This window comes from Streptomyces sp. NPDC101166 (genome assembly GCF_044768125.1).
GTDB lineage: Bacteria > Actinomycetota > Actinomycetes > Streptomycetales > Streptomycetaceae > Streptomyces.
In genome coordinates this window covers 16007-40149 of record NZ_JBIWPF010000017.1, presented here as the reverse complement: position 1 = coordinate 40149, position 24143 = coordinate 16007, and the positions used below count along the sequence as shown (strand labels likewise).

The 24143-nt window shown below is 73.4% G+C and carries 20 protein-coding genes; 10 read left to right on the top strand and 10 right to left on the bottom strand.

Translation table 11 applies throughout. The annotated features are described in order from the left end of the window. Positions 1 to 151: 151 nt before the first annotated feature. Positions 152 to 865 (top strand): copper homeostasis protein CutC, encoded by a 714-nt coding sequence (locus ACIRS4_RS27335; protein ID WP_404201021.1) that lies wholly within the window; start codon positions 152 to 154, stop codon positions 863 to 865. Here ACIRS4_RS27335 and ACIRS4_RS27330 read toward each other — a convergent pair. Beyond that, positions 862 to 2931, bottom strand: coding sequence for a HelD family protein (locus tag ACIRS4_RS27330; RefSeq protein ID WP_404201019.1), 2070 nt, complete (start codon positions 2929 to 2931; stop codon positions 862 to 864). The genes ACIRS4_RS27335 and ACIRS4_RS27330 overlap by 4 nt on opposite strands. 242 nt (positions 2932 to 3173) lie before the next feature. On the opposite strand from ACIRS4_RS27330, the gene ACIRS4_RS27325 reads away from it, so the two are divergent. Next, entirely contained in the window at positions 3174 to 3350 is a 177-nt protein-coding gene (locus tag ACIRS4_RS27325) for a hypothetical protein (RefSeq protein WP_207228811.1), read from the top strand. Between the two features lie 37 nt (positions 3351 to 3387). Here ACIRS4_RS27325 and ACIRS4_RS27320 read toward each other — a convergent pair whose 3' ends face one another. Continuing rightward, positions 3388 to 5028, bottom strand: coding sequence for a DNA repair helicase XPB (locus ACIRS4_RS27320; protein WP_404201017.1), 1641 nt, complete (start codon positions 5026 to 5028; stop codon positions 3388 to 3390). Between the two features lie 321 nt (positions 5029 to 5349). Beyond that, positions 5350 to 5727 (bottom strand): winged helix-turn-helix transcriptional regulator, encoded by a 378-nt coding sequence (locus ACIRS4_RS27315; RefSeq protein WP_404201015.1) that lies wholly within the window; start codon positions 5725 to 5727, stop codon positions 5350 to 5352. A 226-nt stretch (positions 5728 to 5953) separates the two neighbouring features. Here ACIRS4_RS27315 and ACIRS4_RS27310 point away from each other — a divergent pair, with 226 nt between their 5' ends. After that, on the top strand, positions 5954 to 6859 hold the full coding sequence (locus ACIRS4_RS27310; protein WP_404201013.1) for an NADP-dependent oxidoreductase: 906 nt from the start codon (positions 5954 to 5956) through the stop codon (positions 6857 to 6859). A 151-nt stretch (positions 6860 to 7010) separates the two neighbouring features. Then, on the top strand, positions 7011 to 7553 hold the full coding sequence (locus tag ACIRS4_RS27305) for a hypothetical protein (RefSeq protein ID WP_404201011.1): 543 nt from the start codon (positions 7011 to 7013) through the stop codon (positions 7551 to 7553). Positions 7554 to 7586: 33 nt separating this feature from the next. On the opposite strand, the gene ACIRS4_RS27300 is transcribed toward ACIRS4_RS27305, so the two are convergent. Continuing rightward, on the bottom strand, positions 7587 to 10121 hold the full coding sequence (locus tag ACIRS4_RS27300) for a helicase-associated domain-containing protein (protein ID WP_404201009.1): 2535 nt from the start codon (positions 10119 to 10121) through the stop codon (positions 7587 to 7589). Positions 10122 to 10296: 175 nt separating this feature from the next. Between ACIRS4_RS27300 and ACIRS4_RS27295 the strand changes: the two genes are divergently transcribed. Both ACIRS4_RS27295 and ACIRS4_RS27290 read left to right on the top strand, forming a co-directional pair. Continuing rightward, positions 10297 to 11283, top strand: coding sequence for a hypothetical protein (locus tag ACIRS4_RS27295; RefSeq protein WP_404201007.1), 987 nt, complete (start codon positions 10297 to 10299; stop codon positions 11281 to 11283). A 49-nt stretch (positions 11284 to 11332) separates the two neighbouring features. Further along, on the top strand, positions 11333 to 11968 hold the full coding sequence (locus ACIRS4_RS27290) for an HAD family hydrolase (RefSeq protein ID WP_404201005.1): 636 nt from the start codon (positions 11333 to 11335) through the stop codon (positions 11966 to 11968). Here the strand turns inward: ACIRS4_RS27290 and ACIRS4_RS27285 are convergent. Further along, positions 11947 to 12150 carry a hypothetical protein gene (locus ACIRS4_RS27285; protein ID WP_351091912.1) on the bottom strand — a complete coding sequence of 68 codons (204 nt, stop codon included), beginning with the start codon at positions 12148 to 12150 and terminating at the stop codon, positions 11947 to 11949. The genes ACIRS4_RS27290 and ACIRS4_RS27285 overlap by 22 nt on opposite strands. Positions 12151 to 12494: 344 nt before the next feature. Between ACIRS4_RS27285 and ACIRS4_RS27280 the strand changes: the two genes are divergently transcribed. Beyond that, positions 12495 to 12878 carry a cold-shock protein gene (locus tag ACIRS4_RS27280; protein WP_130441994.1) on the top strand — a complete coding sequence of 128 codons (384 nt, stop codon included), beginning with the start codon at positions 12495 to 12497 and terminating at the stop codon, positions 12876 to 12878. A gap of 10 nt (positions 12879 to 12888) precedes the next feature. On the opposite strand, the gene ACIRS4_RS27275 is transcribed toward ACIRS4_RS27280, so the two are convergent. The 4 genes from ACIRS4_RS27275 to ACIRS4_RS27260 all read right to left on the bottom strand — a co-directional run bounded on the left by ACIRS4_RS27275 (position 12889) and on the right by ACIRS4_RS27260 (position 16532). Then, on the bottom strand, positions 12889 to 13743 hold the full coding sequence (locus ACIRS4_RS27275; RefSeq protein WP_404201003.1) for a 1,4-dihydroxy-6-naphthoate synthase: 855 nt from the start codon (positions 13741 to 13743) through the stop codon (positions 12889 to 12891). Continuing rightward, on the bottom strand, positions 13727 to 14470 hold the full coding sequence (locus ACIRS4_RS27270; protein ID WP_404201222.1) for a futalosine hydrolase: 744 nt from the start codon (positions 14468 to 14470) through the stop codon (positions 13727 to 13729). The genes ACIRS4_RS27275 and ACIRS4_RS27270 overlap by 17 nt, the downstream gene beginning before the upstream one ends. 26 nt (positions 14471 to 14496) lie before the next feature. Continuing rightward, a complete protein-coding gene (locus ACIRS4_RS27265; RefSeq protein ID WP_404201001.1) occupies positions 14497 to 15009 on the bottom strand; it encodes a DUF2771 domain-containing protein in 513 nt (170 codons plus the stop codon). A gap of 71 nt (positions 15010 to 15080) precedes the next feature. Further along, a complete protein-coding gene (locus ACIRS4_RS27260; RefSeq protein ID WP_404200999.1) occupies positions 15081 to 16532 on the bottom strand; it encodes an MFS transporter in 1452 nt (483 codons plus the stop codon). Between the two features lie 337 nt (positions 16533 to 16869). On the opposite strand from ACIRS4_RS27260, the gene ACIRS4_RS27255 reads away from it, so the two are divergent. The 3 genes from ACIRS4_RS27255 (at position 16870) to ACIRS4_RS27245 (ending at position 23107) form a co-directional block, all read left to right on the top strand. Next, positions 16870 to 17796: a DUF3027 domain-containing protein gene (locus ACIRS4_RS27255; protein WP_404200997.1), complete on the top strand. Its 927-nt coding sequence runs from the start codon at positions 16870 to 16872 to the stop codon at positions 17794 to 17796. A gap of 318 nt (positions 17797 to 18114) precedes the next feature. Continuing rightward, entirely contained in the window at positions 18115 to 21240 is a 3126-nt protein-coding gene (locus ACIRS4_RS27250) for a sacsin N-terminal ATP-binding-like domain-containing protein (protein WP_404200995.1), read from the top strand. Positions 21241 to 21805: 565 nt separating this feature from the next. Next, complete coding sequence (locus tag ACIRS4_RS27245) at positions 21806 to 23107, top strand: acyltransferase family protein (protein WP_404200993.1); 1302 nt, start codon at positions 21806 to 21808, stop codon at positions 23105 to 23107. A 21-nt stretch (positions 23108 to 23128) separates the two neighbouring features. Here the strand turns inward: ACIRS4_RS27245 and ACIRS4_RS27240 are convergent, their stop codons facing one another. Continuing rightward, a complete protein-coding gene (locus tag ACIRS4_RS27240) occupies positions 23129 to 24091 on the bottom strand; it encodes a DUF4344 domain-containing metallopeptidase (protein WP_404200991.1) in 963 nt (320 codons plus the stop codon). Positions 24092 to 24143 lie beyond the last annotated feature (52 nt).

Sequence of the window (24143 nt, the reverse complement as noted above, 5' to 3'; positions counted from 1 at the left end):
CTTCCGTGGCCGGGACCGGTGCCACCACGGCCCGCGTGCCCGGGCGGGCGCGTACCCTTGAATTGGACTAGACCTATAGTCGCCCGGGCCTGTAGCCGCACGGACCTGTAGCCACCTGTAGCCACCTGTGAACGCCGACGAATGGGGACCCATGAGCAAGCGTGCAGTCCTGGAGGTGATCGCACTCGACGCCGAGGACGCGGTCGCCGCCCAGGCCGGAGGTGCGGACCGCCTCGAACTGGTCGCCGACATGGCCGCCGACGGGCTCACCCCGCCCGTGCGGGCCTTCGCGGCGATCCGCGCCGCCGTCGACATCGACCTGCGCGTGATGCTGCGCCTGACCGACGGCTTCGCCGCCGGCGGCCCCGGCGGCCTCGCCCGGCTGGTCCGGGCCGCCGGGGAGCTGACGGCGGCCGGGGCGCGGGAGTTCGTGCTCGGCTTCCTCGACGAGGAGGGCACGGTGGACCTCCCGGCGGTGGAGAGTGTCGTCGCGGAGCTGGCCGGCTGCCGGTGGACCTTCCACCGAGCCATCGACCACTGCGCCGACCGCGACGCCCTGCGCAAGCAGCTGGACGGTCTGCCCGGCCTGGACGCCTACCTCACGGCCGGCTCCCCGGCAGGCGTCGACGAAGGCCTGCCCACCCTCCTCGCGGAGGCCTCCCGCCGTGGCGAGCCGGGCTACGAGCAGCGCCTCCTCGTCGGCGGAGGCCTGCGCCTCGACCATGTGCCCACCCTGCGCGCCGTCGGCGTCGACGCCTTCCACATCGGAGGAGCGGCCCGGCCCGGAGGGTGGACGGAGCCGGTGTCGACGTCGGCGGTGGCGCGGTGGCGCGGCGCACTGGACGCGGACGGTAGGCCGTACTAGCCGAGCTGGGCCGGCAGCGGGGTCCTGTGGGTGATGATCAGGCCGGAGACGGCTCGGGTCAGGGACACGTACAGGCGGCGCAGGCCCGTCCGCTCGTCGGGTTCGCCGTCCACCACCGCCTGGGGCTCGTCCAGGACCACGTAGTCGTACTCCAGGCCCTTGGCGAGGGACGCGGGGACCAGGGTCAGACGTGTCTCGTGGGTGGTCTCCTCGCCGGGGGCGAGATGGCCGATGCCCGCCGCCCCGAGCGCCTTCGCCAGGGCCGGGATGCGGGCATCCGCCGCGATCAGCCCCGTCGAGCCCTCGTGGCGCAGCAACTCCTCGCAGGCGGCGATGACTTCCTCGTCCCCCGAGGCCCGGCGGACGGCGAAGAAGCCCGGGTTCTCACGGACCGAGGCGACCGGGGTCAGCCCCGGCGCGATGTGCGGGAGGAGCCGGGAGGCGTAGCCGATGACGTCCGTCGGCACACGGAAGCCGGCCGTCAGCTCCTCGATCACCGCCTCGGGTTTGCCCAGGTGGGCGAGGGCTTCCGGCCAACTCCTGGTCGCCCAGGGTGTGGTGCCCTGCGCGAGGTCGCCCAGCACGGTCGCGCTGCCGGTGGAGCAGCGGCGCCCGACGGCCCGGTACTGCATGGGGGAGAGGTCCTGCGCCTCGTCCAGCACCACGTGGCCCAGCGAGTGCGTGCGCTCCACGAGGTCGCACGCCTCGTCGACCAGCACCGCGTCCGCCGTCGACCACTTCGCCGACTTCACCGAGCGGACCGGCTTCGCCCACAGGATCGTCTTCTGCTCCTCCTCGCTGAGGACGCCCTCCGCGTGGGCGGCGAGGAACTCCGCGTCGGTCAGCAGCCGCAGGACCAGCTTCGCCGGGTCGACCGGCGGCCACACCGCCTTCACCGCCGCCTTGACCGCGCTGTTGCGGGCCACCGCGTCCTGCACCCGGTCGTCGGGCGCCTCCCCGGCCCGCTCCATCTGCACCAGCACCGCGTGCGCGACGCGCTGCGGCAGGGCCTCGCGGGCGGCGCCGTAGCGGATGTCCCTCTCCAGCAGCTCCCGCACCATCGACTCCAGTTCGTAGGCCGGGACCCGCCAGCGTCGGGAGCCGCGCACCACGACGACGGGCTCGGCCGGCATCGTGATGTGGGAGTACAGGGCCCGGCGGAGCACCTGCGCCATGCGGGCGTCGCCTTTGACGACCGCCGCCGCGGACTCGTCCTCGCCGCGCACCTCCACATGCGCGACCAGGTCCTCGACCGTGGCCTGCCGGACCGTCAACTCGCCCAGAGCGGGCAGCACTTGCTCGATGTAGTGGAGGAAGGACCGGTTCGGTCCGATCACCAGCGTGCCGGTGCGGGCCAGCCGCTCCCGGTGAGCGTAGAGGAGGTAGGCGACGCGGTGCAGACCGACGGCGGTCTTACCGGTCCCCGGACCGCCCTGCACACAGACGCTCCCCGCGAGCCCCGACCGTACGATCTCGTCCTGCTCGGGCTGGATCGTCGCCACGATGTCGCGCATCGGGCCCACGCGCGGGCGCTCGATCTCCTGCTGGAGCAGCTTGCTGACGACGGCCGCCTCGGCCGGGTCGGAGAGGTGCTCGTCCTCGTACGCGGTGAGGGCGCCGCCCGTGTAGCCGAAGCGCCGGCGCAGCCCGACGTCCATGGGATCGTTCTTGGAGGCCCGGTAGAACGGCTGCGAGACGGGTGCGCGCCAGTCGATGACCATCGGGTCGCCGTCGTGGTCGTGGACGTGCCGCCGCCCGATGTAGAAGGACTCCCCTTCGGCTCCCTCCGCCTTCTCGGCCCCCGGAGCGTGCAGGTAGTCGAGGCGGCCGAAGAACAGCGGGATGTCGCTGAGGTCGGCCAGCGCCTTGATGCGCTCGCCGATCTGGCGCTCCAGGATCTGCGCGTTGACCCAGTTCGCGGTGACGTCGCTGATGTCGAGGGCCTCGACGTCCTCGCGCATGGCGCGCAGCGCGGCACGCGAGGCGCCGAGGTGGGCGCGCTCACGGCCCAGCGGGTCGTCGACGGCGTCGGGGAAGTCCTGCGCGGGTACGGCGGGCGTGGACAAGGGGGTGCCTCCGGAGGGACCTGCGGGAAGGGCGCTGCGGGAAGCCGTCCGGTTTCCGGCCGGACGACGGCACTCCGGGAGGGAGGCGGGCAAGAGCGGAGAGTGTAGGTGAGGGGCGCCGGGCGGCGCCAATGGATTTACCGCCCCGTTGACGGGGGCCGCTCCCCGGGCGCGGGGAGGCCCGGCGCCGCCTCGGACCTCAGCCGATGCATCACCGGGGAAGCGGCTCGCATCATGGAGACATGAGTGCAGCGACCGTTCACCCAGCCCGCCTTCCGGCCGGCGCCACTCCCGTCGCGGGCGCCCACCGTCACCTCCTCGGCGACGCCCTGCGCGCGGTGAAGGTCTTCGCCGGCGCCGCCTTCGACGTGATCGTCCTCGGCGAGTACGGCGAGGAGGCCGGCGTCCGCCGCAAGTGAGGCCCCCGCCAGCGGAACCGGCGCGAAGCCCCCGGTGTCAGCTCTCCGCCAGCAGATCGTCCGCGTCCACGATCCGGTACGCGTAGCCCTGCTCCGCCAGGAACCGCTGACGGTGGGCGGCGAAGTCCTGGTCGATGGTGTCGCGGGCGACGACCGAGTAGAAGTGGGCCTGATGGCCGTCCGCCTTCGGGCGCAGGACCCGGCCCAGCCGCTGAGCCTCCTCCTGCCGTGACCCGAAGGTCCCCGACACCTGGATGGCGACCGTCGCCTCCGGCAGGTCGATCGAGAAGTTCGCGACCTTCGACACCACCAGCACGCTGATCTCGCCCTCCCGGAACGCGTCGAAGAGCTTCTCGCGCTGCGCGTTGGAGGTCTCGCCCTTGATCACGGGCGCGTTCAGATGCTCGCCCAGCTCGTCCAGCTGGTCGATGTACTGCCCGATGACGAGGATCTGCTGCCCGGCGAAACGCCGCACCAGCGCCTCGGTCACCTTCCGCTTCGTCGCCGTCGTCGCACAGAAGCGGTACTTCTCCTCCGCCTCCGCGGTCGCGTAGGCGAGCCGCTCGGAGTCGGTGAGGTTCACCCGGACCTCGACGCAGTCCGCCGGCGCGATGTAGCCCTGCGCCTCGATCTCCTTCCACGGCGCGTCGAACCGCTTGGGACCGATGAGGGAGAACACGTCCGACTCGCGGCCGTCCTCCCGCACCAGCGTCGCGGTCAGGCCCAGCCGCCGCCGCGCCTGGAGGTCGGCGGTGAACTTGAAGACGGGGGCCGGCAGCAGATGCACCTCGTCGTAGACGATCAGGCCCCAGTCACGGGAGTCGAACAGCTCCAGGTGCGGGTAGACGCCCTTGCGTCTGGTCGTCAGCACCTGGTACGTGGCGATGGTGACGGGCCGGATCTCCTTCTTCGTGCCGCTGTACTCGCCGATCTCGTCCTCGGTCAGCGAGGTCCGCTTCACCAGCTCGTGCTTCCACTGCCGGGCCGAGACCGTGTTCGTGACGAGGATCAGCGTGGTCGACTTCGCCTGGGCCATCGCCCCCGCGCCGACCAGCGTCTTGCCCGCGCCGCAGGGCAGGACCACCACGCCGCTTCCGCCGTGCCAGAAGTTCTCCACCGCCTGCTTCTGGTACGGCCGCAGCGCCCAGCCGTCCTCGGCGAGCCCGATCGGATGCGCCTCGCCGTCCACGTACCCGGCGAGGTCCTCGGCCGGCCAGCCCAGCTTGAGCAGCGTCTGCTTGATCTGGCCGCGCTCGGAGGGGTGCACGACGACGGTGTCCGGGTCGAGGCGGGCGCCGACGAGCGGCATGATCCGCTTCGAGCGCAGGATCTCCTCCAGCACCGGCCGGTCGGTCGTGGTCAGCACCAGCCCGTGCGCCGGGTGCTTGCTGAGCGTCAGCCGGCCGTAGCGGTCCATCGTCTCCGCGACGTCCACGAGCAGCGCGTGCGGCACCGGGTGGCGGCTGTACTGCACGAGCGCGTCCACGACCTGCTCGGCGTCGTGCCCGGCCGCCCGCGCGTTCCACAGGCCGAGCGGGGTGATCCGGTAGGTGTGGATGTGCTCGGGGGCGCGCTCCAGCTCCGCGAACGGAGCGATCGCGCGACGGCAGTCGTCGGCCTGCTCGTGGTCGACCTCCAGGAGCAGAGTCTTGTCCGACTGGACGATTAGGCAGGACACACATACCTCCGGAGATAAGGTCGTCTCGACAGAAACAACGCCTGTCACAGCACGGGCTATGCCCCGTGCCCGACGCCGGAAGGGCGTCCCGGCCGGCGCGCCGGGGATGCGCGCCGCCCTCTATGTTCGCCTATCGCGCGAAACCGACGAGACGACTTCGCCGGAACGCCGGCGTCGCGGCCTGTGAGGCGTTGTGCGAGGCACGCGGCTGGGAGGTCGTAGCCGTCGAGGAAGACATCGATGTCTCGGGCTTCTCACGTGGGCTCGACCGGCCGGGACCGCGACACATCCTGACCAGGCCCGCCGAGCACCAGGTTCGAGTCAGCCGTTGGAGAAGATGCCGTCCTCGCGGGCGTCGAGCAGCTCGTCCCAGTGCTCGGTAGCCCATCGGCAGGCGGCGGCCAGCGGCTCCAGTGTGCTGCGGCCCAGCGGTGTCAGCGCGTACTCCACCCGCAGTTTCGGGTCGGCGTGCACCGTGCGTGACACGAACCCGTTCCGCTCCAGGCCGCGGAGTGACTGAGTGAGCGATTTCGGGGTGACGTGGCCCAGTGGCACGCGGAGTTCGGAATATCTGCGCGGGCCGTCCTCCAGGCAGCGGAGGACCATGGGCGCCCATTTGTCGCCGAAGCGGAAAGGCATCAGTGGGGACGGGCACAGCTCGTCGAACAAGTCGGGTGGCAGCGGTGGCCGTTGCGTCATCGAGGGTCTCCCGTCTCCGGTCTTGGTATCCATCCGGTGACCGACCTTCTGGATATCTTCCGGAGCGTCGACTCGGCGGGAGGTATTCCGGCGATGGGCAGGATCGTGGTTGTCGGGGCGGGTCGCCGCCCGCCTGCTCGGCGACCGCACCGATCCGCACCCCATAAGTGCAACGGGCGTGAAATGAACGCCGTCAATTCGATCCATAAAGGTAAGGCAGGACATTATGCGTGCAGCCCGCTTCCACGAATACGGCGGGGCGGAGAGCCTGGTGATCGAGCAGGCCCCCGACCCTCACCCGGGACGTGGTGAGATACGTGTCCGCGTCGCGGCGGCCAGCGTCAATCCCATCGACTGGAAGCTGCGCGCCGGTGCCCTGCACCAGCTGATTCCCCTGGAGCTGCCCGCCGTTCCCGGGCGCGACGCCGCCGGCGTGGTCGACGAGATCGGTGACGGAGTGCACGGGGTGAGCATCGGCGACCGCGTCTTCGGGCTGGGCGGTGTCACCGGCGCGACCGCGGAACTGGTCGTCCTCTCCGCCTGGGCCCACGCCCCCGACACATGGAACGACGAGCAGGCTGCGGGCGCCGGTCTTGCGTCCGTGACCGCGATGCGTGGCCTGAACGCGCTCGGCTCCCTCGCGGGACGCACCCTTCTCGTCGAAGGAGCCGCCGGAGGCGTGGGAAGCGCGGCAGTCGAGATCGCCGTGGCACAAGGCGCCACCGTGATCGGGACAGCCGGCGAACACAACCACGAGTTCCTCACCTCTCTCGGCGCCGTTCCCACCACCTACGGCCCCGGCCTCGCGCAGCGCCTCTCCGCTCTCGCTCCGCACGGCGTCGACATCGCGCTCGACACCGCGGCCTCCGGATCCCTGGACGACCTCGTCGCGATCACGGGCGACCCGAAGCGCGTCGCGACGGTCGCCGACCATGTGGGCGGGCAGCGCCTGGGCGCACATGTGGTCAACGCGGAGAACGACTCCACCCTCCTGTCCGCAGCCGCGGAACTGGGCCGGCAAGGCCGCTACACACCCCGTGTCGAACACACCTACCCACTGGAGCGGATCGCCGACGCCCACGCGCACGCCGAGCGCGGACACACCCGCGGAAAGATCGTGATCTGCATCTGAAGCGGGGGCATGGCACAGACGCGCCACACGCGGCGGCGGCCCGCTTCCCGGGCGCAGCAGGACAACCCTCCGCCCCCCTCGCACGTCTGACCAGGGGACGACCAGAGGTTGCGGCCGCGCGGGGCGCGGCCGTGGTGAGGGAGGTCTCGGTATGACGGTGCTGTCGGCCCGCGGCTGGGCGACCGGCGCGGGAGCCGTGGTGGTGCTTGTGGCCAGTGGCGTGTGGGCGATGCGGCCGGCCGAGGTCGACGACGGGCTCTGGGGCCAGGTGCGGCCGGTCCTTGAAGACGGCCTGGAGGCGCGCGGGGCCGACGAGGGCGGGCCGGCGTCCCAGGGGCGCTGGTTCTGCCGGGCGGAGGCGCTCGGCCTGGAGGAGCACGGGAACGCCGTGCGGGCCGACGTCGACACGCTGTGCGTGGAGTACGGGGTGCGCGACGACGCCCTGGTGGAGTGCGCCGGCGCGCAGGTACCGCAGGTGGTGCGGCTGGAGCGGGACGCGTCGGCCGCCGGCGGCTACCGGATCGTGTCACGGGAGGAGCCGCCCGACGGGGCGGCCGCCGCGCAGTGGGTGCGGGCCCGCTTCGGAGTGGTCGCCGCGTCCGCCGTCCAGGACCCGATGTCCTCCGAGGCCCTGGCGGCCGAGGCCCGCGCCCACTTCGACCTGCCCGCCGACGCGGGCGTCGGCGACTGCTGAGGCCGACGGCCGCCCGCTCGCATCCCGGCCCGGTCAGTCGTCGGCCAGCTCCGCGACCCCCGTGATCCGGTGCAGCGGGTAGGTGCGGACCTCGTCCGCCGTGTGGTCGTACGCCGTCACGAACCCGCCCTCCACCCGCACGGGGGCGATGACACGCTGGCTGGCGGCGCCCTCCGCGTTGACGTAGCCGATCCACAGGGCCTCGCCGGTGAGGACGGCGGCCTGCATGGTCGCGAGGGTCTCCGCCGGGCCGGTGCGGGGGAGTTCGCCGGGGGCCAGAGGGGCGGCGTCGGGAGCCTTGCGCGGGGCCGTGGAGGCCAGGTCACCGGCCCGGATCGCGCGGATCGCGGCGGCGAGAAGGGTGGCGTCGGGGACCGGCGGGCCGTCCGGGACCGGCACGGGAGCCGTGCGGGGCGGGGTGCGGTGGGCGAGGGCCCGGGTGATCACCACGTCCCCCTCCGCGGACTCGGCGGCCGGCGCGTACCCCATCGCGCGCAGACCCTCCAGCAGCGTCGCCGGGTCGGCCTGGGCCGCGATCACGGTCGGGGCGAGCCGGCGCAACCGCAGGGCCGCGGCACGCTTGTCGACGAGGATCTCGTTCAGCAGGGCGTCGTCGTCGCAGCGCACGTAGGCGGAGGCCGCGCCCACGCGCAGATGGCCGTGCCGGCGGGCCACGTCGTCGATCAGGTACGCGAGCGGCTGCGGGACCGGCGTACGGGAGTGCGCGGTGAGGAAGGCGTGCAGGTCGGACGCGGTCTGCCCGGAGTCCAGGGCGCGCCGCACCGAGGCGGGCGTGAAGCGGTAGACGGTCGCGCCGCCCTTCGACTCCACGTCGGCGAGGACGCCCAGGGTGTCGGCGAGGGGCCGGTGCAGGGGCCCCGGCGCCACGGCGGTCAGATCGGCCTGGAGCAGCACGTGGTCCAGCGGCTCGGGCAGCAGCGGCGCGAGCAGCCGGGCGGCGTCGGCGGCTGCGGTCTCGGCGTCCGCGGCGCCGCCCACCCCGGCCTCCGGTTCCGCGTCCGCGCCGAGCAGCGCCCGCCCGTGCGCCGACAGCGCGCCCCGGCCGGTCACGCCCAGCAGCTCCGCCTCGCTCAGCGTCCAGCGGGCGAGCCGGGAGCGCAGGTCGTCGTCCTCGCCCCGGGGCGGATGCGGCTGCGCCGGGGGCCGCGTGGGCGACTGCGCCTGGGCCGGCTGCGTCGCGTGCCTCCCCTGGGTGCGCAACGGCCGCTCCCAGCGCAGCCGGGCCAGCACCGTCTCGGCGTCCGGCGCGCCGCCCTCGGGCAGCCGGGCCAGCAGCGTCAGCACCCGGCGCCGTACCTCCGGCGCGGCCGAACGGTCGAGCCCCGGGCCCAGCGCCGACAGCGCACGGTCCTTCAGGTCCCGCCCGCCCACGACTCCGGGCGTCCGGGTCGCCGACAGCCACACCTGGGCGAGCCGCGCCCACCGCTCGGCGGCCGGACGCTCCCGCCACTCGTCGTACTCCGGGGTGGCCGCGTACCGCTCGTCGGCCTCGCCGTCGGAGGCGATCAGCCCCGCCGCGTACGCCAGCTCCACCCAGAACGCCGCGACGGGCTCGGAGACGTCCAGCGCGACGGCCGTGCGCTTGAGGTCGCGCACGCTGAGCCCGCCCGCCCGCAGCACGGTCGGCCCGCCCTCGTCCCAGTCCTTCAGCAGCTCCTCGATCGTCGTCAGCGCCGTGTACGCCTGTCCGGCCGCCGTCGCGTCCACGACCTGTGGGCGGTGGATCACGGCCGGCTCCACGGAGGGCGGCGCGGGCTCCACCGCGCGGTGGGCCCGGCCCGCCCGCAGATGCAGGGCGACCTCGCGCGGCAGCACGACCGTGCCGGGCGAGGTCGGCAGCAGCAGGGCCCGGTCCAGCAGCCAGCGCAGCCTGGGCGCGGGGTCCGCGGTCACCTGCCCGTACGGCGGCCCCCACACCAGCCGGTCGAGCACGTCCAGGGAGTCGGCCGGGGCCTTCGCCAGCAGCGCCTTCATCCTGCGTCGATCGGCGAAGAGGGAGCTCAGCGCGGCGACCGCCGACACCGAGTCGTGCGTCGACGGCAGCCCGGCCGCCGCCACGATCTCCTGGATCCGGCCCGGCGACATCCCCGCCGTGGCCTCCCGCACGGACGGGCCGAGCCCCGTGGGGGACGGGTGCTGCGGCGACGGCGCGAGCAGCTCCCGCGCGGTGCGCACCAGCCGCAGCCGGTCGTCGGCTCCCCACACCAGTGCCTGCTCCCGCAGGGCGGCGACCGCGCCGGGCAGCGCCTCGTCGACGGCCCGGTCCTTCTCGTCCCCGGCCATCAGCCGCAGCAGTTCGTCGTACGACGCCGGGTCCCCGGCCACCGCGAGCGCTTCCGCGGTCTGCAGGGCGAACCGGTCCAGCCGCTCCAGCGCGCGCACGACGGAGGCGCGGGTGCCGGCGCGGGTGGCGAGCTGGGTGAGGTCGGTGGGGACCGGGGTGATGAGGTCGGGGCGGTGGCGCAGGAGGGCGGCCAGGGAGGCGTCGTCCCTGCCGCGGAGGGCCTCCGCGAGGGAGCGGGGGGCCGGGGCGTCCTCGGGGCTCATCTGACCCACGTTAGCGGGTGGGTGTGACGGTGACCCCGGTGAGCATTGCTCAGCCCCTCCGGCGTTCGAGGACGGGGCCGTTCAGGCCGATGCGGGGGGTCTCGGGGGCGGCATGCCCCCAGCGCGGTACCGTGACCAACGGGGACAACAACGGCCATCCCCTCGGAGGGACTTCGTGGGGATCGAGAGCGATCAGGTCGTGTACGAGTTTCTGAGCCGCGTCGGTGACGTGGCCCAGCAGCGGCAGTTGTCCTCGGCCACGCGGATGCGGCTCGTGTCGGACCTGCGGAACGAGATCGACAAGCGGCGTGCCAGGTCGCCCGTGGACTCTCCGGCCGCCGTCCGCCGCATCCTCGACCGGCTCGGCAGCCCGGACGATCTGGTGGCCGCCGCGGCCGGCGGCGCCCCGCCCGTGCCCGAGGAGCCCGCCGCTCCCTCCGTGCCCGTTCAGCGTGACCGCGAGGGCGAGAGCGGGAGCGAGCGGCCCAGGCGGTTCCGCCGGGTCGTGCCGCGCCCCCGGCAGAAGCCGGACGCCGCGCCCGCCGCTCCCGACGCGCCGTCCCCGCCGCACCGCGCCGGCGCGCACGAACTCGGCGACGGCGTCGAGTCCCCGGACTGGTGGCGGCGACGCGAGCCGAGTCCCTTCGACCTCGGTGACGAGGTCCCCGGCTTCGTCGGCGGCGTCGAGATCCCCGACATGCTCAAGCCGCCGCCCCCGAAGCGGACGGAGAAGGAGCAGGCCCCCGAGGAGCAGGAGAGGCAGGAGGAGGCGGAAGCGGCCCCGGCGGGGCGTCGGTTCCGGCCGGCCCCCCTGCTGGGGAGCGGCCGCTGGAGCAACCCGCTCCTGCTGCTCGCCGCCGGCTGCCTCGTCGCCGGCGCGGTGGCCGGGAGCTGGCTGGCGCTGATCGTGGGCTGGCTGATCGCCTACGCCTCACGCAGGCTGACCGAGCGGGAGACGAAGTGGGCCGTCATGGTCCTGCCGGGGCTGGCGGCGGTGTCCGGCGTGGTGTGGCTGTGGGGCCGTACCGAGGGACGCTGGGGCGCGCCCGTCGCCGAGGGCCATCTGAACGACGCGATCCAGGAGACCTTTCCGTGGGTCGTGCGGGGAGCGGCGGTGGCGTCGGCCCTGTTCCTGGTGTGGCGGTCGCAGCGGCGGAAGTAGCGCTCGGGCGGGAGGGGCGGCGGGGGCGGCGGGCCCGCCGACCAGCACAATGGCCTCCATGGCCACCACCCCCACGCTCACGGTCGGCTTCGACCTCGACATGACCCTCATCGACTCGCGCCCCGGCATCCACGCCTGCTACACCGCCCTCTCCCGGCGCACCGGCCGCCCCATAGACGCCGATCTCGTCGTCACCCGTCTCGGCCCGCCGCTCGCCGACGAGCTGGTCAACTGGTTCCCCGCCGACGAGGTCGACGCCGTCGGGGACCTGTACCGCGAGATCTACCCGACCGTGGCCATCGCCCCCACCCTCGCGCTGCCCGGCGCGCGGGAGGCGATCGCGGCGGTGCGCGCCGCCGGGGGGAAGGCGGTCGTGGTGACCGCCAAGTACGAGCCCAACGCCGAGCTGCACCTCGCCCACCTGGGCATCGAGCCCGACGCGGTCGTCGGCGACCTGTGGGCCGAGGAGAAGGCGGCGGCCCTGCGCGAGCACGGCGCGGACGTCTACGTCGGCGACCATGTCGGGGACGTCCGCGGGGCGCGGGCCGCCGAGGCCCTCTCCGTCGCCGTGGCCACCGGCCCGTGCGACGCGCGGGAGCTGACGGACGCCGGCGCGGACGTCGTCCTCGGGGACCTCACGGAGTTCCCCGCCTGGCTGGCCGCCTACCGCCCCGCGCGCGCCTGACGCCGCCCCGCCGCGACCGACCGCAGCACGCCCGCGCCGGCCAGCAGGAAGCCGACGCCCATGAGCATGCTCAGCCCGAACATGAACGTCGGGAAGGGTGTCGTCCCGAGGAACAGCGGGGCCACGGTGACCAGGGTGGCCACGGCGCCGGCGAAGAACACGAGGGCTCCGGCACGGATCAGCCGGTCACCGGGCGCGGCGGCCTCACCACGAGCACCCGAAGGGCCGGAAGAACCGGGAGTGCCGGAAGCATCCGATACGCCGGAAGCGCCGGAAGAGTCTGAGGTCGTCTGGGTCTCGTCACGCACCGCTCCAGGGTAGTCCCGCCCCCGCCGGGAACCGTCCGGCGCGGGGGTCACCGCTTCGGCGGAACGTGATCGTTCTGACGGTCCTCGCGGCCCCGGGGCGCACTGCGCTTCGGCTCGTTTTAAGGCGTGCCCGCCTGGAGAGACCCCCGGTAGGGTGTCATGACGGCAGTTCAACCGGCGTCCAGGAGCGCCCGGGACCGATCGAGGGAGCGTGTGCTTTGCCGACTGGCAAGGTCAAGTGGTTCAACAGCGAGAAGGGCTTCGGCTTCCTCTCCCGCGACGACGGCGGCGACGTCTTCGTCCATTCCTCGGTCCTCCCCGCCGGAGTCGAGGCACTGAAGCCGGGGCAGCGCGTGGAGTTCGGCGTCGTCGCCGGGCAGCGCGGTGACCAGGCCCTCTCCGTCGTCGTCCTGGACCCGACCCCCTCGGTCGCCGCCGCGACCCGCAAGAAGCCGGACGAACTGGCCTCGATCGTCCAGGATCTGACGACCCTCCTGGAGAACATCACGCCGATGCTGGAGAAGGGCCGCTACCCCGAGAAGACCTCCGGCAAGAAGATCGCCGGCCTGCTCCGCGCGGTCGCCGACCAGCTGGACGTCTGAACCGCGGGGCTCACGGGAAAGCGAGCGCGTCCGGGCCGAGGGGCGGCACCAGTCCCTCGGCCGCCGCGCGTGTCAGCAGCCCGCGCACCGCTGCGTAGCCGTCGTCGCCGAGATCGGCCGTGAACTCGTTGACGTACAGGCCGATGTGCTGGTCGGCGACGGCCGGGTCCATCTCCTGGGCGTGCGCCATGACGTACGGGCGGGACACCTCCGGCGCGTCCCACGCGGCTCGCACGGACGTGCGGATGGAGTCGGCGAGCCGGGTCAGCGCGGCCGCTCCCAGCGCGCGCTTGGCGATGATCGCGCCGAGCGGGATCGGCAGGCCCGTCGTGTCCTCCCAGTGCTCACCCATGTCGGCGAGCTTGTGCAGCCCGTAGTCCCGGTAGGTGAAACGGGCCTCGTGGATGACCAGTCCCGCGTCCACCTTGCCGTCCCGCACGGCCGGCATGATCTCGTGGAACGGCAGGACGACGATCTCGCCGACCCCGCCGGGCACCTGGTCCGCCGCCCACAGCCGGAACAGCAGATAGGCCGTCGACTTCTCGCTCGGCACGGCGACCGAGCGGCCGGCCAGGCCGAGCCCCGGCTCCCGGGTGAGCACCAGCGGCCCGCAGCCCCGCCCCAGCGCGCCCCCGCACGGCAGCAGCGTGTAGGCGTCGAGGACGTACGGCAGCACGGCGTACGACACCTTCAGCACGTCGTGCTCGCCGCGCTCGGCCATGCCGTTGGTGACGTCGATGTCCGCGAACGTCACGTCGAGCGCGGGCGCGCCGGGGACCCGGCCGTGGGCCAGGGCGTCGAAGACGAAGGTGTCGTTCGGGCAGGGCGAGTACGCGATCCGCAGCGGGTCACCGGTCGTGGTCATACGCGTTCCAACTCCTGAGGACGGGCGTGAGCTTCCCGAAGGCCTCGGTCAGGGCGGTCAGGGCGTCGCCGATGCGCCAGGCGGCCCGGTCGCGGGGGCCGACGGGGTTGGAGACCGCGCGGACCTCCAGCACCGGCGTGCCGTGCGCGGCGGCGGCCTCGGCGACCCCGAAGCCCTCCATGGCCTCGGCGAGGGCGCGGGGATGGCGGGAGCGCAGGGCGGCGGCGCGGGCGGCGGTGCCGGTCACGGTGGACACGGTGAGGACCGTGCCGGTGCGCGCTCCGGCGGCGGCCGCGGCCTGCCGTACGAGGGTGGCGGGCGGCCGGTGGGTGACGACTCCGAAGCCCAGGTCGGTGACCGGCAGGAAGCCGTCGGCGGTCTCGGCGCCGAGGTCGGCGGCGGTGATCTCGTCGGCGACGACGAGGGAGCCGACGGGCGCGCCGCCCTCGTCCTGCCCGGCCGGGGCTCCCGCGGAGGGCGTGAAGCCGCCGGCGATCCCGGCGGAGACGACGAGGCCGTAGGGGGCGTCGCCGAGGGCGGCGGCGGTCAGGGCGCTCGCGGTGGAGGCGGCGGCGAGGGCAGGGCCCACGCCGGCGGCCAGCAGGTCGAGAGTCAACGGCCCCGACGTCGTCCTGAGCACGCTCGCCCCGGGCAGCCGCACCTCACGCCCGGGCTCGTCGAACGCCTGTGCCACCGCGTCCCGCTCCACGGGGACCGCGGTGGCCACCAGCACGCGCCGCACGACGGAAGCGATCAGTCGTCCTTCTTCAGCTTGAACGACCACAGCCCGGTGACCGCCTGGCTCTGCTTCTTGCCGTCGCCCGCCTTGATGGAGACGAGCGTGGAGTCGCCCTGCGCGCCGTACTGGGCGTTGAAGAAGACGCTGCCGGGGATCGTGAGGTACGTCTTGTCGGTGTCGTCGAGGAGCGGCTGACCGTTCATCAGGACCGTCCAGCGCTTCTCGGCGACGTCAGGGTCGACGCCGAAGCGCACCGTCTCGTCCGGGTCGACCTTGATCGACTTGATGTCCGTGTCCTTCAGGCACGCCGTGAGCGCCTCGGTGGTCAGCGTCTTGCCCTCACCGCCGCAGGTGGCCTCCTCGCTCACAGAGGAGCGGCCGACAGTGATCGTGGACAGCGGGGTCGGCTTGTCGCACGCCGACAGGACGAGCAGTCCGGCGGAAACGGCGCCGGCGGCGGCGACGGCGCGGCGGCGTCGCACAACGCCGTGAACATCAGCGGCTCCGCCGCGGGGCATCGTGGTCATGGCGGAAGGCTATCTGGCAGGCCCCGAGGTCTCTCTACGTGGGGTACGGCGTGCCCGCGTGTCAGGGTCGTTCACGCCACGCGCGTGCGCGGGCCGGCGCCGTGGCGTGAGGAGACGAGCAGGCCGCGGACCGTGGTGACCCAGCCGAGGGCGACCACCGCGGCCGCCACCGACAGGCCCAGCGTGCCGTTCAGCGGCATCGCGATGCCGACCGCGCCGCCGAACACCCACGAGATCTGCAGCAGCGTCTCCGAACGCGCGAACGCCGACGTGCGCACCAGCTCGGGCACGTCCCGCTGGATCAGCGCGTCCAGGGACAGCTTCGCCAGCGCCTGCGAGAAGCCCGCCACCGCCGCCAGACACGCCACCAGGAACGCCCCGAAGAACACCGCCGCCGTGATCGCCGCGCCGAGGACGACGGCCACCACCGTCACGATGATCAGCTCCGGCGCCCGGGACCGCAGCCACGCCCCCACCGCCGTCCCGAGCGCGTTGCCCGCACCCGCCGAGACGGCCACCATGCCGAGCGAGACCGCCGCGCTCTGCCCGGTCAGCGGGTGCTCGCGCAGCAGGAACGCCAGGAAGAACGTCAGGAACCCCGACAGCCAGCGCAGGGCGGTGTTCGCGCCCAGCGCGTGTGTGACGGCGATGCCGACCGTCCTGAGGCCCGGCCGCTTCACCGGCTGCCGGTGCGGGCCGTGCAGATGCTGCTCGTCCGCCGCGAGCAGGGCGGTGTCCTCGCCCTTCGCCGAGTCCACCTTCGGCGGCAGGGAGAACGACAGGAACGTCCCCGCGACGAAGATGACGAACGCGCCGTAGAGCGGATAGCGCGGGCCGAGCGCCTGCAGCCCCGCTCCGATCGGCGCGGCGATCCCGGTGGCGAGGAGCCCGCCCAGCGTGACGCGCGAGTTGGCCTTCACCAGGGAGAAGCGCGGCGGCAGCAGACGCGGCACGACGGCGCTTCTGACCACGCCGTACGCCTTCGACGCGACGAGCACGCCGAGGGCCGCCGGGTACATCTCGATGCTGCCGGTGACGACGGCGCCCGACAGCACCAGCGCGAGCAGCGCCCGCGCGCCCATCGCACCGGCCATGGCGGCCCGGCGGCCGTGCGGCACCTTGTCCAGGAGGGGGCCGATCACCGGCGCGAGCACCGTGAACGGCGCCATGGTGATGGCGAGATAGAGCGCCACGCGGCCACGGGCCTCGTCGGTCGGCACCGAGAAGAAGACGGTCGACGCGAGCGCCACGGTGATCATGACGTCGCCGGCGCCGTTCACCCCGTGCAGTTCGATCAGCTTGCCGAGACCGGACTCGCCGGCGCCGTGCGCGTGGGTGGCCTTGCGGATGCCGCGCGCGGTGCCGCTGAACGGCAGGTGCAGGGCACGGCCCACCGCGCGGACGGACCCGCCGACCCGGCCCGAACCGCTCACCCGACTTCCCTCCTCGAACCCCTTGTACCCCTTGTACCCCTCAGCCCCGCCCGTCCCGGCGGCGTCCTGGGGCGTCCTCGCGGTTGCCACCCCGTCATAGTGCCCCGAGAAGGGCGGACGTAGTGCGGATACCGCGCGTATGGGCGTGCTGGGGCCGTGGTGGCGGAGCGGGCCCGGAATCGTCGTAGGGTGGGAAACGTCCCGTCGGTGTAGGCCGAGCGGCGGTGAACAGGTAGCGTGCGTAGCGCGCCGTGGCGATTGTTCTCGGCCGCGCGCCTCCCGGCCATCCCGCAGAATGGATGACAGCAGGTGCGTCCGAGCGCGATCGGGCGCGGACGTCGACGCGGCCCTCAGGTCCGCTCCGTCCGCACCCGCCCGCCTTCAGGCCGGCGCACTCGAGAGACGGCGTAGGAGAGAAGCGATACCTGTGAGCGCAGCGACCACGCGAAGCCGCACCCCCGACCGCCTGTGCGCCGAGGCCGTCGACCTCGCCCGCGCCGCGGCGGAGGAGGCCGCCGCCCCCGGCGTCGTCGGGGAGCACGTAGGGGTGGTCTCCGAAGGGGACCGCGTGGTCACGCACTTCTTCGAGTGCAAGGAGCTCGGGTACCGCGGCTGGCGCTGGGCGGCGACGGTGGCGCGGGCCTCCCGCGCGAAGACCGTCACCCTCGACGAGGTGGTGCTGCTGCCCGGCCCGGACGCGGTCCTCGCCCCCGAGTGGGTCCCGTGGAGCGAGCGTCTGCGCCCCGGCGACATGGGCCCCGGCGACCTCCTGCCCACCGACGCCGAGGACCTGCGCCTGGAGCCGGGCTTCACCGGCGAGGACGCCCCGCCGCCGAACTCGGCCCTCTCGCACGAGATGGCGGAGCTGGTCGAGGCGGAGGACGCCGAGGTCACGGAGGAACCGCCCGCGCGGCTGCCCGCCGCCCCCGTGCGCGGCTCCATCCCCGCCGTCGCCGAGGAACTCGGCATGCGCCGGGCCCGGGTCCTCTCCCGCTACGGCCTGCACACCGCCGCCGACCGCTGGGAGGAGGCCTACGGCTCCAAGACGCCCATGGCCCAGGCGGCCCCCGCATCCTGCGTCAGCTGCGGCTTCCTCACCCCCGTCGGCGGCTCCCTCGGCCAGGCCTTCGGCGTCTGCGCCAACGAGTTCTCCCCGGCGGACGGCCGCGTGGTGTCGCTGGCGTACGGCTGCGGCGGTCACTCCGAGGCCGCGGTCATGCCGAAGCCCCCGCGGCCGGCCCCGCCGGTCATCGACGAGACGCGGGTGGACCCCTTCCCGCTCCGCCCGTCCGCCGACTCGGGCTCGGTGCCGGCGGACGCGGACGAGGAGACGGCGGAGCTCGGGCACTCGTAGCGCTTCGGTGCTTCTGAAGTCCCCTTCGCCGCCGAGGGGTTGAGGTCAGGGGGTCGACAACTCCCGGATCACGTCACGGTGTGCGGCGGCGGTGGCCCTGCTTCGGCTTCGCCTCCCGGCGGCAGCGGCCTCCGCCTCGGCGCCAGCCTCCAGGAGGCAGGGGTTCCCATTTCGGCTGCAGCCTCCCGGAGGCAGGGGCTCCCCTTTCGGCTCCAGCCTCCCGGAGGCAGGGCCGTCCTGGTCCCGTACGCCTCCGGGAGCTGACGTCCTCGCCGCGCGATACCTTCTCCTCACGCAGACGACGAGAGGGAAACCGACGTGAGCAAGTTCGTGCGGCCGGCGCCCGAGGGCGCGGATCCCTTCGGCACGGCCCGTCTGCGCCGAGGTGTCCTGGACGCCTGGGCGACCAGCCCCGCCCGCTTCCGGGAGGACGCCAACGCCGAGGAGGACCTCGTCCTGGGCGGCTACCGGGACCGCCTCGTCGTCGAGCTGGCGCAGAACGCGGCCGACGCCGCGGCGCGGGCCGGCGTCCCCGGCCGGCTGCGCCTCACGCTCCGCGGGGGCGTCCTCGTCGCCGCGAACACCGGCGCCCCGCTGGACGCGGCCGGCGTCGAGTCGCTCGCCACGCTCCGCGCCTCGGCGAAGCGGGACACACGGCAGTCGGCGGTGGGCCGGTTCGGCGTCGGCTTCGCCGCCGTGCTCGCCGTCACCGACGAACCCGCCGTCGTCGGCCGGCACGGCGGTGTGCGCTGGTCGTTGGCGGAGGCCCGCGGGCTGGCGTCGGACACGGCCCGCCACAGCCCCGGCCTGGGCGACGAGATCCGCCGCCGCGACGGTCATGTCCCGCTGCTGAGGCTGCCGTTCGCCGCCGAGGGCACCGCGCCCGACCCGTACGACACGGCCGTCATCCTGCCCCTGCGCGACCCGGCCGCCGCCGATCTCGCCGAGCGGCTCCTGACCGCCGTGGACGACGCACTGCTCCTCGCCCTGCCCGGCCTGCACGAGGTCGTCGTCGAGGTGCACGACCAGGAGCCGCGCACCCTGCGCCGCGCGGCCGACGGCGACCTGACCGTCGTCGAGGACTCCCGTGACGGGAACACCCGCTGGCGGATCGCCGCCGCCGACGGCCCGCTCACGCCGGACCTGCTGGCCGACCGGCCGGTGGAGGAACGGCTGCGGCCGCACTGGTCGGTGACCTGGGCCGTCCCCGTCGACGGCGACGGAGCGCCCGCGCGGCCCCGCACCGGCCCCGTCGTGCACGCGCCCACCCCCAGCGACGAACCCCTCGGCGTGCCCGCGCTGCTGATCGCCTCGCTGCCGCTGGACACCACCCGCCGGCACGCCGCGCCCGGCCCGCTGACCGACTTCCTCGTCCAGCGCGCCGCCGACGCCTACGCCGGGCTGCTCGCCGCGTGGCGGCCGGTGGGCGCGGCGATCATCGACCTGGTGCCGGGCCCGCTCGGCAAGGGCGAACTGGACGGCGCGCTGCGCCAGGCGATCCTGGAACGCCTGCCCCGCACCGCCTTCCTGCCGCCCGCGGTCGCGCCGGCGCCGGAGGACGAGCTTCCGCAGGCGCTGCGCCCACGGGACGCCGAGATCGTGGAGGGCGCGGGCGCGGACACCGTGCGGGTGCTGGCGGAGGTCCTGCCCACGCTGCTGCCGGCCGGCCTGGAACGGCGGGTGGAGCTGCGCACCCTCGGCGTGCCCCGCATCCCGCTGGCCGACGCGATCGACCGGCTGGCGGGGCTGGAGAAGGACCCGCACTGGTGGCACCGGCTCTACGACAGCCTCGCGGGCGTCGACCCCGACCGGCTGACCGGCCTGCCCGTGCCGCTGGCCGACCGGCGCACGACCATCGGACCCCGCCAGGTCCTGCTGCCCACCGCGGACACGACCGGCGTCGACGCGGACGTCCTGGCCCGCCTCGGCCTCAAGGTCGCCCACCCCGACGCCGCGCACCCGCTCCTTGAGAAGCTCGGCGCGCTGCCCGCGACGCCGCGCGCGGTCCTCACCACCCCGCAGGTGCGGGCGGCCGTCGCCGCGTCCCTGGACGACGACAGCGGAGCCTTCTACGACGACCAGGACGCGCCGGACGCCGAGGAACTCGCCGACACCGTCCTGGCGTTGGTCCGGGACGCGGACCTCGCGCCCGGCGACGAGCCCTGGCTGGGCGCGCTCGCCCTGCCCGACGAGGACGGCGAGCTCGCCCCCGCCGGCGAACTCGTCCTGCCCGGCAGCCCGTTCGCCTCCGTCATCCGCGAGGACGAACTCGGCATGGTCGACGCCGACTTGGCGGAGAGGTGGGGCGAACAGCCGCTGGCCGCCTGCGGCGTGCTGGCCGGCTTCGCCCTCGTGCGGGCCACGGACGTCGTCCTCGACCCGGACGAACTGGAGCCCCGCGAGGGCGACTTCCCCGAGCCGGACGACGCGGGACTGCTGGACGCCGTGGACGTGTGGTGCGAGGACGTCCTCGACCGGTTCCCCGACGCGCCGGTGCCGCCCGTGGCCACCGAGCTCGTCGCCGTCCGGGACCTGGATCTCGTCGACGACGACAAGTGGCCCGAGGCCCTCTCCCTGCTCGCCCGGCCGCCGCTGCGCGACGCCCTCACCCAGCCGGTCCGCGTCCTCCTCCACGACGGCACCCACGAGATCGTCCGCCCGTACACGGCGTGGTGGCTGCGCGGGAACCCGGTCCTCGACGGCCGCCGCCCCGCGGGCCTGCTGGCCGCAGGCGGCGACCCGCTGCTGCACGGCCTCTACGACGAGGCGGACGCGACCGGCTTCGACGACGAGCAGGTGCTGCGCGCTCTCGGCGTCCGCACGTCGGTGTCCGCGCTCCTCGACGAGCCGGGCGGCGCGGCCGAACTCCTGGACCGCCTGGCGGACCCGGACCGCGAGGTGTCGGCGACTCAACTGCACGGCCTGTACACGGCGTTGGCGGACCTCGACCCCGAGCAGGTCACCCTCCCCGACGACCTGCGAGCCGTCGTCGACGGCGAGGTCAGGATCGTGGACGCGACCGAGGCGATGGTGGTCGACTCGCCCGACCTCCTCCCCTTCACCGGGGGCGTCCCCCTGCTCCCCGTGCGCCCGTCCCGGGCAGCGGAGTTGGCCGAACTCTTCCAGGTCCGCCGCCTCAGCGAGTCCGTGACGGCCGCGATCGACTCCGAGGGCACGGAACACGAAGTCCCCGACTCGGTACGGACCCTGCTCGGCCCGAGCACCCCGCACTCGTACGTCGAACACGAGGAACTGATCGTCGACGGCGTGGACCTCGACTGGCGCCTGACCCCCGACGGAGTGCTCCACGCCGCCACCCTGGAAGGAGTGGCAGCGGGCCTGGCCTGGTCGACAACCCAATGGCCCCGCCGCTTCGAGGTGGCAGCCCTCCTGGAAGACCCGTCCCGCACGGAGGAACTGGCCCGGGACCGCTGGTTCGACTGAACCCTCGTTTCGCATGTTCCGAGGCCTGGGCCGGCTGCGCTTGCGCAGTCGGCCCAGCGAGTTTATTCGGCGGTTGTCACCGGCCGAAGGTGGTACTGCCGCAGCCCGTCGAGGGTGTGCCGGCGCACCGGCCATGAGCCCGTTCGGTGCCCGAGCCGATTCCAGCGGCCCCCGATTGAATTCCGGGCGGGAAGAAATTCGGGCAGGAGGCTTCGCTTTCGTCGCGGTTTTCGGTGGCCGGGTTTTCGACGGCATAAAGTCGGTCACCTTTCGCTCCGTGGAGTGGTGGGGCGGGGCTCGGTAGGGGGTCTTCGGAGGCGGTGGAGAGGAGCGGATGGTGGCTTTGAGCTGCTCCTTTGCGGGGATGGCGGCATTCCTCAGGGGCTTCGGGCCGGGTGCGGCGGGGCGGCTGGAAAGCGGCGTTGACCCTGGTATTTCGGCCTGCCTAGGCTGTTTTTGCTTGACCTGACGCGGAATTCTGCCAGGGGACGAGAAGAGCCCGGTGTGCGCCTGCGCGGTCTGGCGTTCGCCTTTTCTTTTTCTCGCCGGTCAAAGGGAATCCCTCATGCCCCTTCCCCTCGCGCTCCGCCGTTCCCTGCCCGGTTGGTCGCACGGAACTGTCGCCGAGCTGCTGGCCGGCCGGGACAACAGTCTCGGGTTTCTGCGGCTGGCCCTCGCCACCGCTGTCATCGTGTCGCACGCCCGCACCCTCGGATACGGCGGCAAGGAATACCTGTTCGCCTTCTCCGGCGGACAGGCCACCCTCGGCAATCTCGCGGTCTACGGCTTCTTCGTCCTGTCGGGGCTTCTCGTCGCCCGCAGTGGCCTGCGGCTCTCGGTGCGCCGGTTCCTGTGGCACCGGGCGCTGCGGATCCTGCCCGGCTTCTGGGTGTGCCTCGCGCTCACCGCGTTCGTCCTCGCGCCGTCGCTCCACTGGTACGCCTACCGCACCCTCGACGGACTGGGCGGCCCTGACGGCCCGTTCGGCTACCTCCAGGACAACTGGGCCGTCGCCACGCGTCGTTACGACATCTCAGGGTTCATGGTGCACGAGCGCGCCCTGGGCATCGTCCATGCCCCCGCCTTCAACGGGTCGCTGTGGACCCTGCGTCACGAGACGCTGTGCTACCTCGGGGTGGCCGTCCTCGCTGTGACGGGGGTGCTCGGCAGGGCGCGCCGCGTCGTCGTGCTCATCACCTTCCTGCTGGGGTGGCTCGTCGTGCGGCAGGCGATCGCAACCCCCTTCTGGCCGGGCGCTGTGGCGGCGCGGTTCTTCCGCATCATGTATCTGCCCCTGGTCGGGGGCGTCACCCCGGGATGGATCTCCTACCTCGGCTTCGCCTTCTGCCTCGGCATGCTCGTCGAGCTGTGCAAGGAGCGCGTACCCGTCAGCGATCCGCTCGCCCTGGCCGCGGGGGCCGTCGTGCTGGGCAGCCTGCGCCACGGCTACTTCTACGTCGTGGGCCTGCCCGCCTACGCTTATCTCCTGCTGTGGCTCGCCGTCCGGCTGCCCGGCGGCTTCCGCCGGGTCGGCGCCCGCGACGACTACTCCTACGGCATCTACATCTACGGCTTCCCGGTCCAGCAGACCCTCGTCGTCCTCGGCTACGCCCGTTTCGGCATGCCGCTGTACCTTCTGCTGAGCATGTCCTTCACCCTGATCCTCGCCGTCGCCTCCTGGCACCTGGTCGAGCGGCCCGCGCTTCGGCTGAAGGACTTCGGCAAGCGCCCACCCGGCCCCCTTCCGCGCGCGCTGTCACCGCAGGGCGGGACATCTCCGCCGGGGCCGTGCCCACCGCCTCGACAATCGGTTCCGTCGAGCCGGGTGATCGGCCGGCACCTCGCGAAGGACCGAACGGGCACATGAGCGCCGCTTCGAGCCGACGGCTCATTGCCCGGTGCGGATCTCGTCGAGCTTCTCCGCGAGGGCCTTCGTCTCAGCGATCAGACGCTCATGTGCGTTCTCCTGCGCCTTGTCGCCCTGCTCCTTGAACGCTCCGCTGAAGTGCGGTCGGAGCTGGGTCCACCAGCCGTAGTCCAGCATCGCCCAGGCCTGCGGGCAGAGCAGGGCGCGGGTCTTCGGCAGGTACCCCGGCCCGACCAGCGGCTCGTAGTACTTCTTGGGGTCGCTCCCCTCGAGGTGGCAGAGGAAGGTGAAGACCCGTTGCTGGGTGACGGGGTGGTCGCTCGAGAACCCCTCCAGTGTCAGCTTGCCCTCTTCGCGGGCGAGCTCGTCGAAGAGGATGGCGGCTGCCAACGACGGCCCCGGCCCCACCTCGTTGACGGTGTAGAACGAGGCGAACCCGTCAGCGGCGTCCTCCTCCAGCCCGAGGTTCGCGAGCAGAAGCTGGCGCTGCAGAGCGTGACCCATCTCGTGACCGAAGACGAACTGGGTCGACAGCGCGGTCAGGTCGTCGACGTTGTAGCTGGAAGGGGGAATCAGGGCGGGTCGCTCGACGGTCTTGACCACCTTGCCGAGGACCCCTTGGATCTGGGTCAGGAACGGCGGGGGCACATAGACGGTCCTGCCGTCGGGCTGAGTGACCGCGTCCGTGACCCCTGGCGGGACCTCTGCGGTGACCTTCACGACCAGGTCGTGCGGGAGGGCGATCGACGTGTTCAGCCAGCCGGCGACCTGCTCGAGCACGCGGGACCGCCGGACGACCGCCACCGCCCGTCGGTCCACGGGCTTGACCGTGTCGTCCTCGTAGACGACCGTGACCTTGCCGTTCGGAGCGTCGGTCTTGTCGCCTTCGCCGCCGCAGGAGGCGACTGCGAAGGAGGCGAGGAGCAGCAGCGCTCCCGCCACAGCGGTCCTCGACGCGGCCGAGTACCCACCACTGCTCAGCACCTGGTCAGCTCTCTTCCCCGGGCGGCCGGCGGTGTCGCGTATTTCGGCATGA

Excerpts from the sequence above, each read along its gene's own strand:
- ACIRS4_RS27300 (WP_404201009.1), bottom strand. The coding sequence starts at position 10,121 with ATGAGCCCCGAGGACGCCCCGGCCCCCCGCTCCCTCGCGGAGGCCCTC.
- ACIRS4_RS27335 (WP_404201021.1), top strand. The coding sequence starts at position 152 with ATGAGCAAGCGTGCAGTCCTGGAGGTGATCGCACTCGACGCCGAGGAC.
- ACIRS4_RS27290 (WP_404201005.1), top strand. The coding sequence starts at position 11,333 with ATGGCCTCCATGGCCACCACCCCCACGCTCACGGTCGGCTTCGACCTC.
- ACIRS4_RS27310 (WP_404201013.1), top strand. The coding sequence starts at position 5,954 with ATGCGTGCAGCCCGCTTCCACGAATACGGCGGGGCGGAGAGCCTGGTG.
- ACIRS4_RS27325 (WP_207228811.1), top strand. The coding sequence starts at position 3,174 with ATGAGTGCAGCGACCGTTCACCCAGCCCGCCTTCCGGCCGGCGCCACT.
- ACIRS4_RS27315 (WP_404201015.1), bottom strand. The coding sequence starts at position 5,727 with ATGACGCAACGGCCACCGCTGCCACCCGACTTGTTCGACGAGCTGTGC.
- ACIRS4_RS27245 (WP_404200993.1), top strand. The coding sequence starts at position 21,806 with ATGCCCCTTCCCCTCGCGCTCCGCCGTTCCCTGCCCGGTTGGTCGCAC.
- ACIRS4_RS27305 (WP_404201011.1), top strand. The coding sequence starts at position 7,011 with ATGACGGTGCTGTCGGCCCGCGGCTGGGCGACCGGCGCGGGAGCCGTG.
- ACIRS4_RS27265 (WP_404201001.1), bottom strand. The coding sequence starts at position 15,009 with ATGACCACGATGCCCCGCGGCGGAGCCGCTGATGTTCACGGCGTTGTG.
- ACIRS4_RS27275 (WP_404201003.1), bottom strand. The coding sequence starts at position 13,743 with ATGACCACGACCGGTGACCCGCTGCGGATCGCGTACTCGCCCTGCCCG.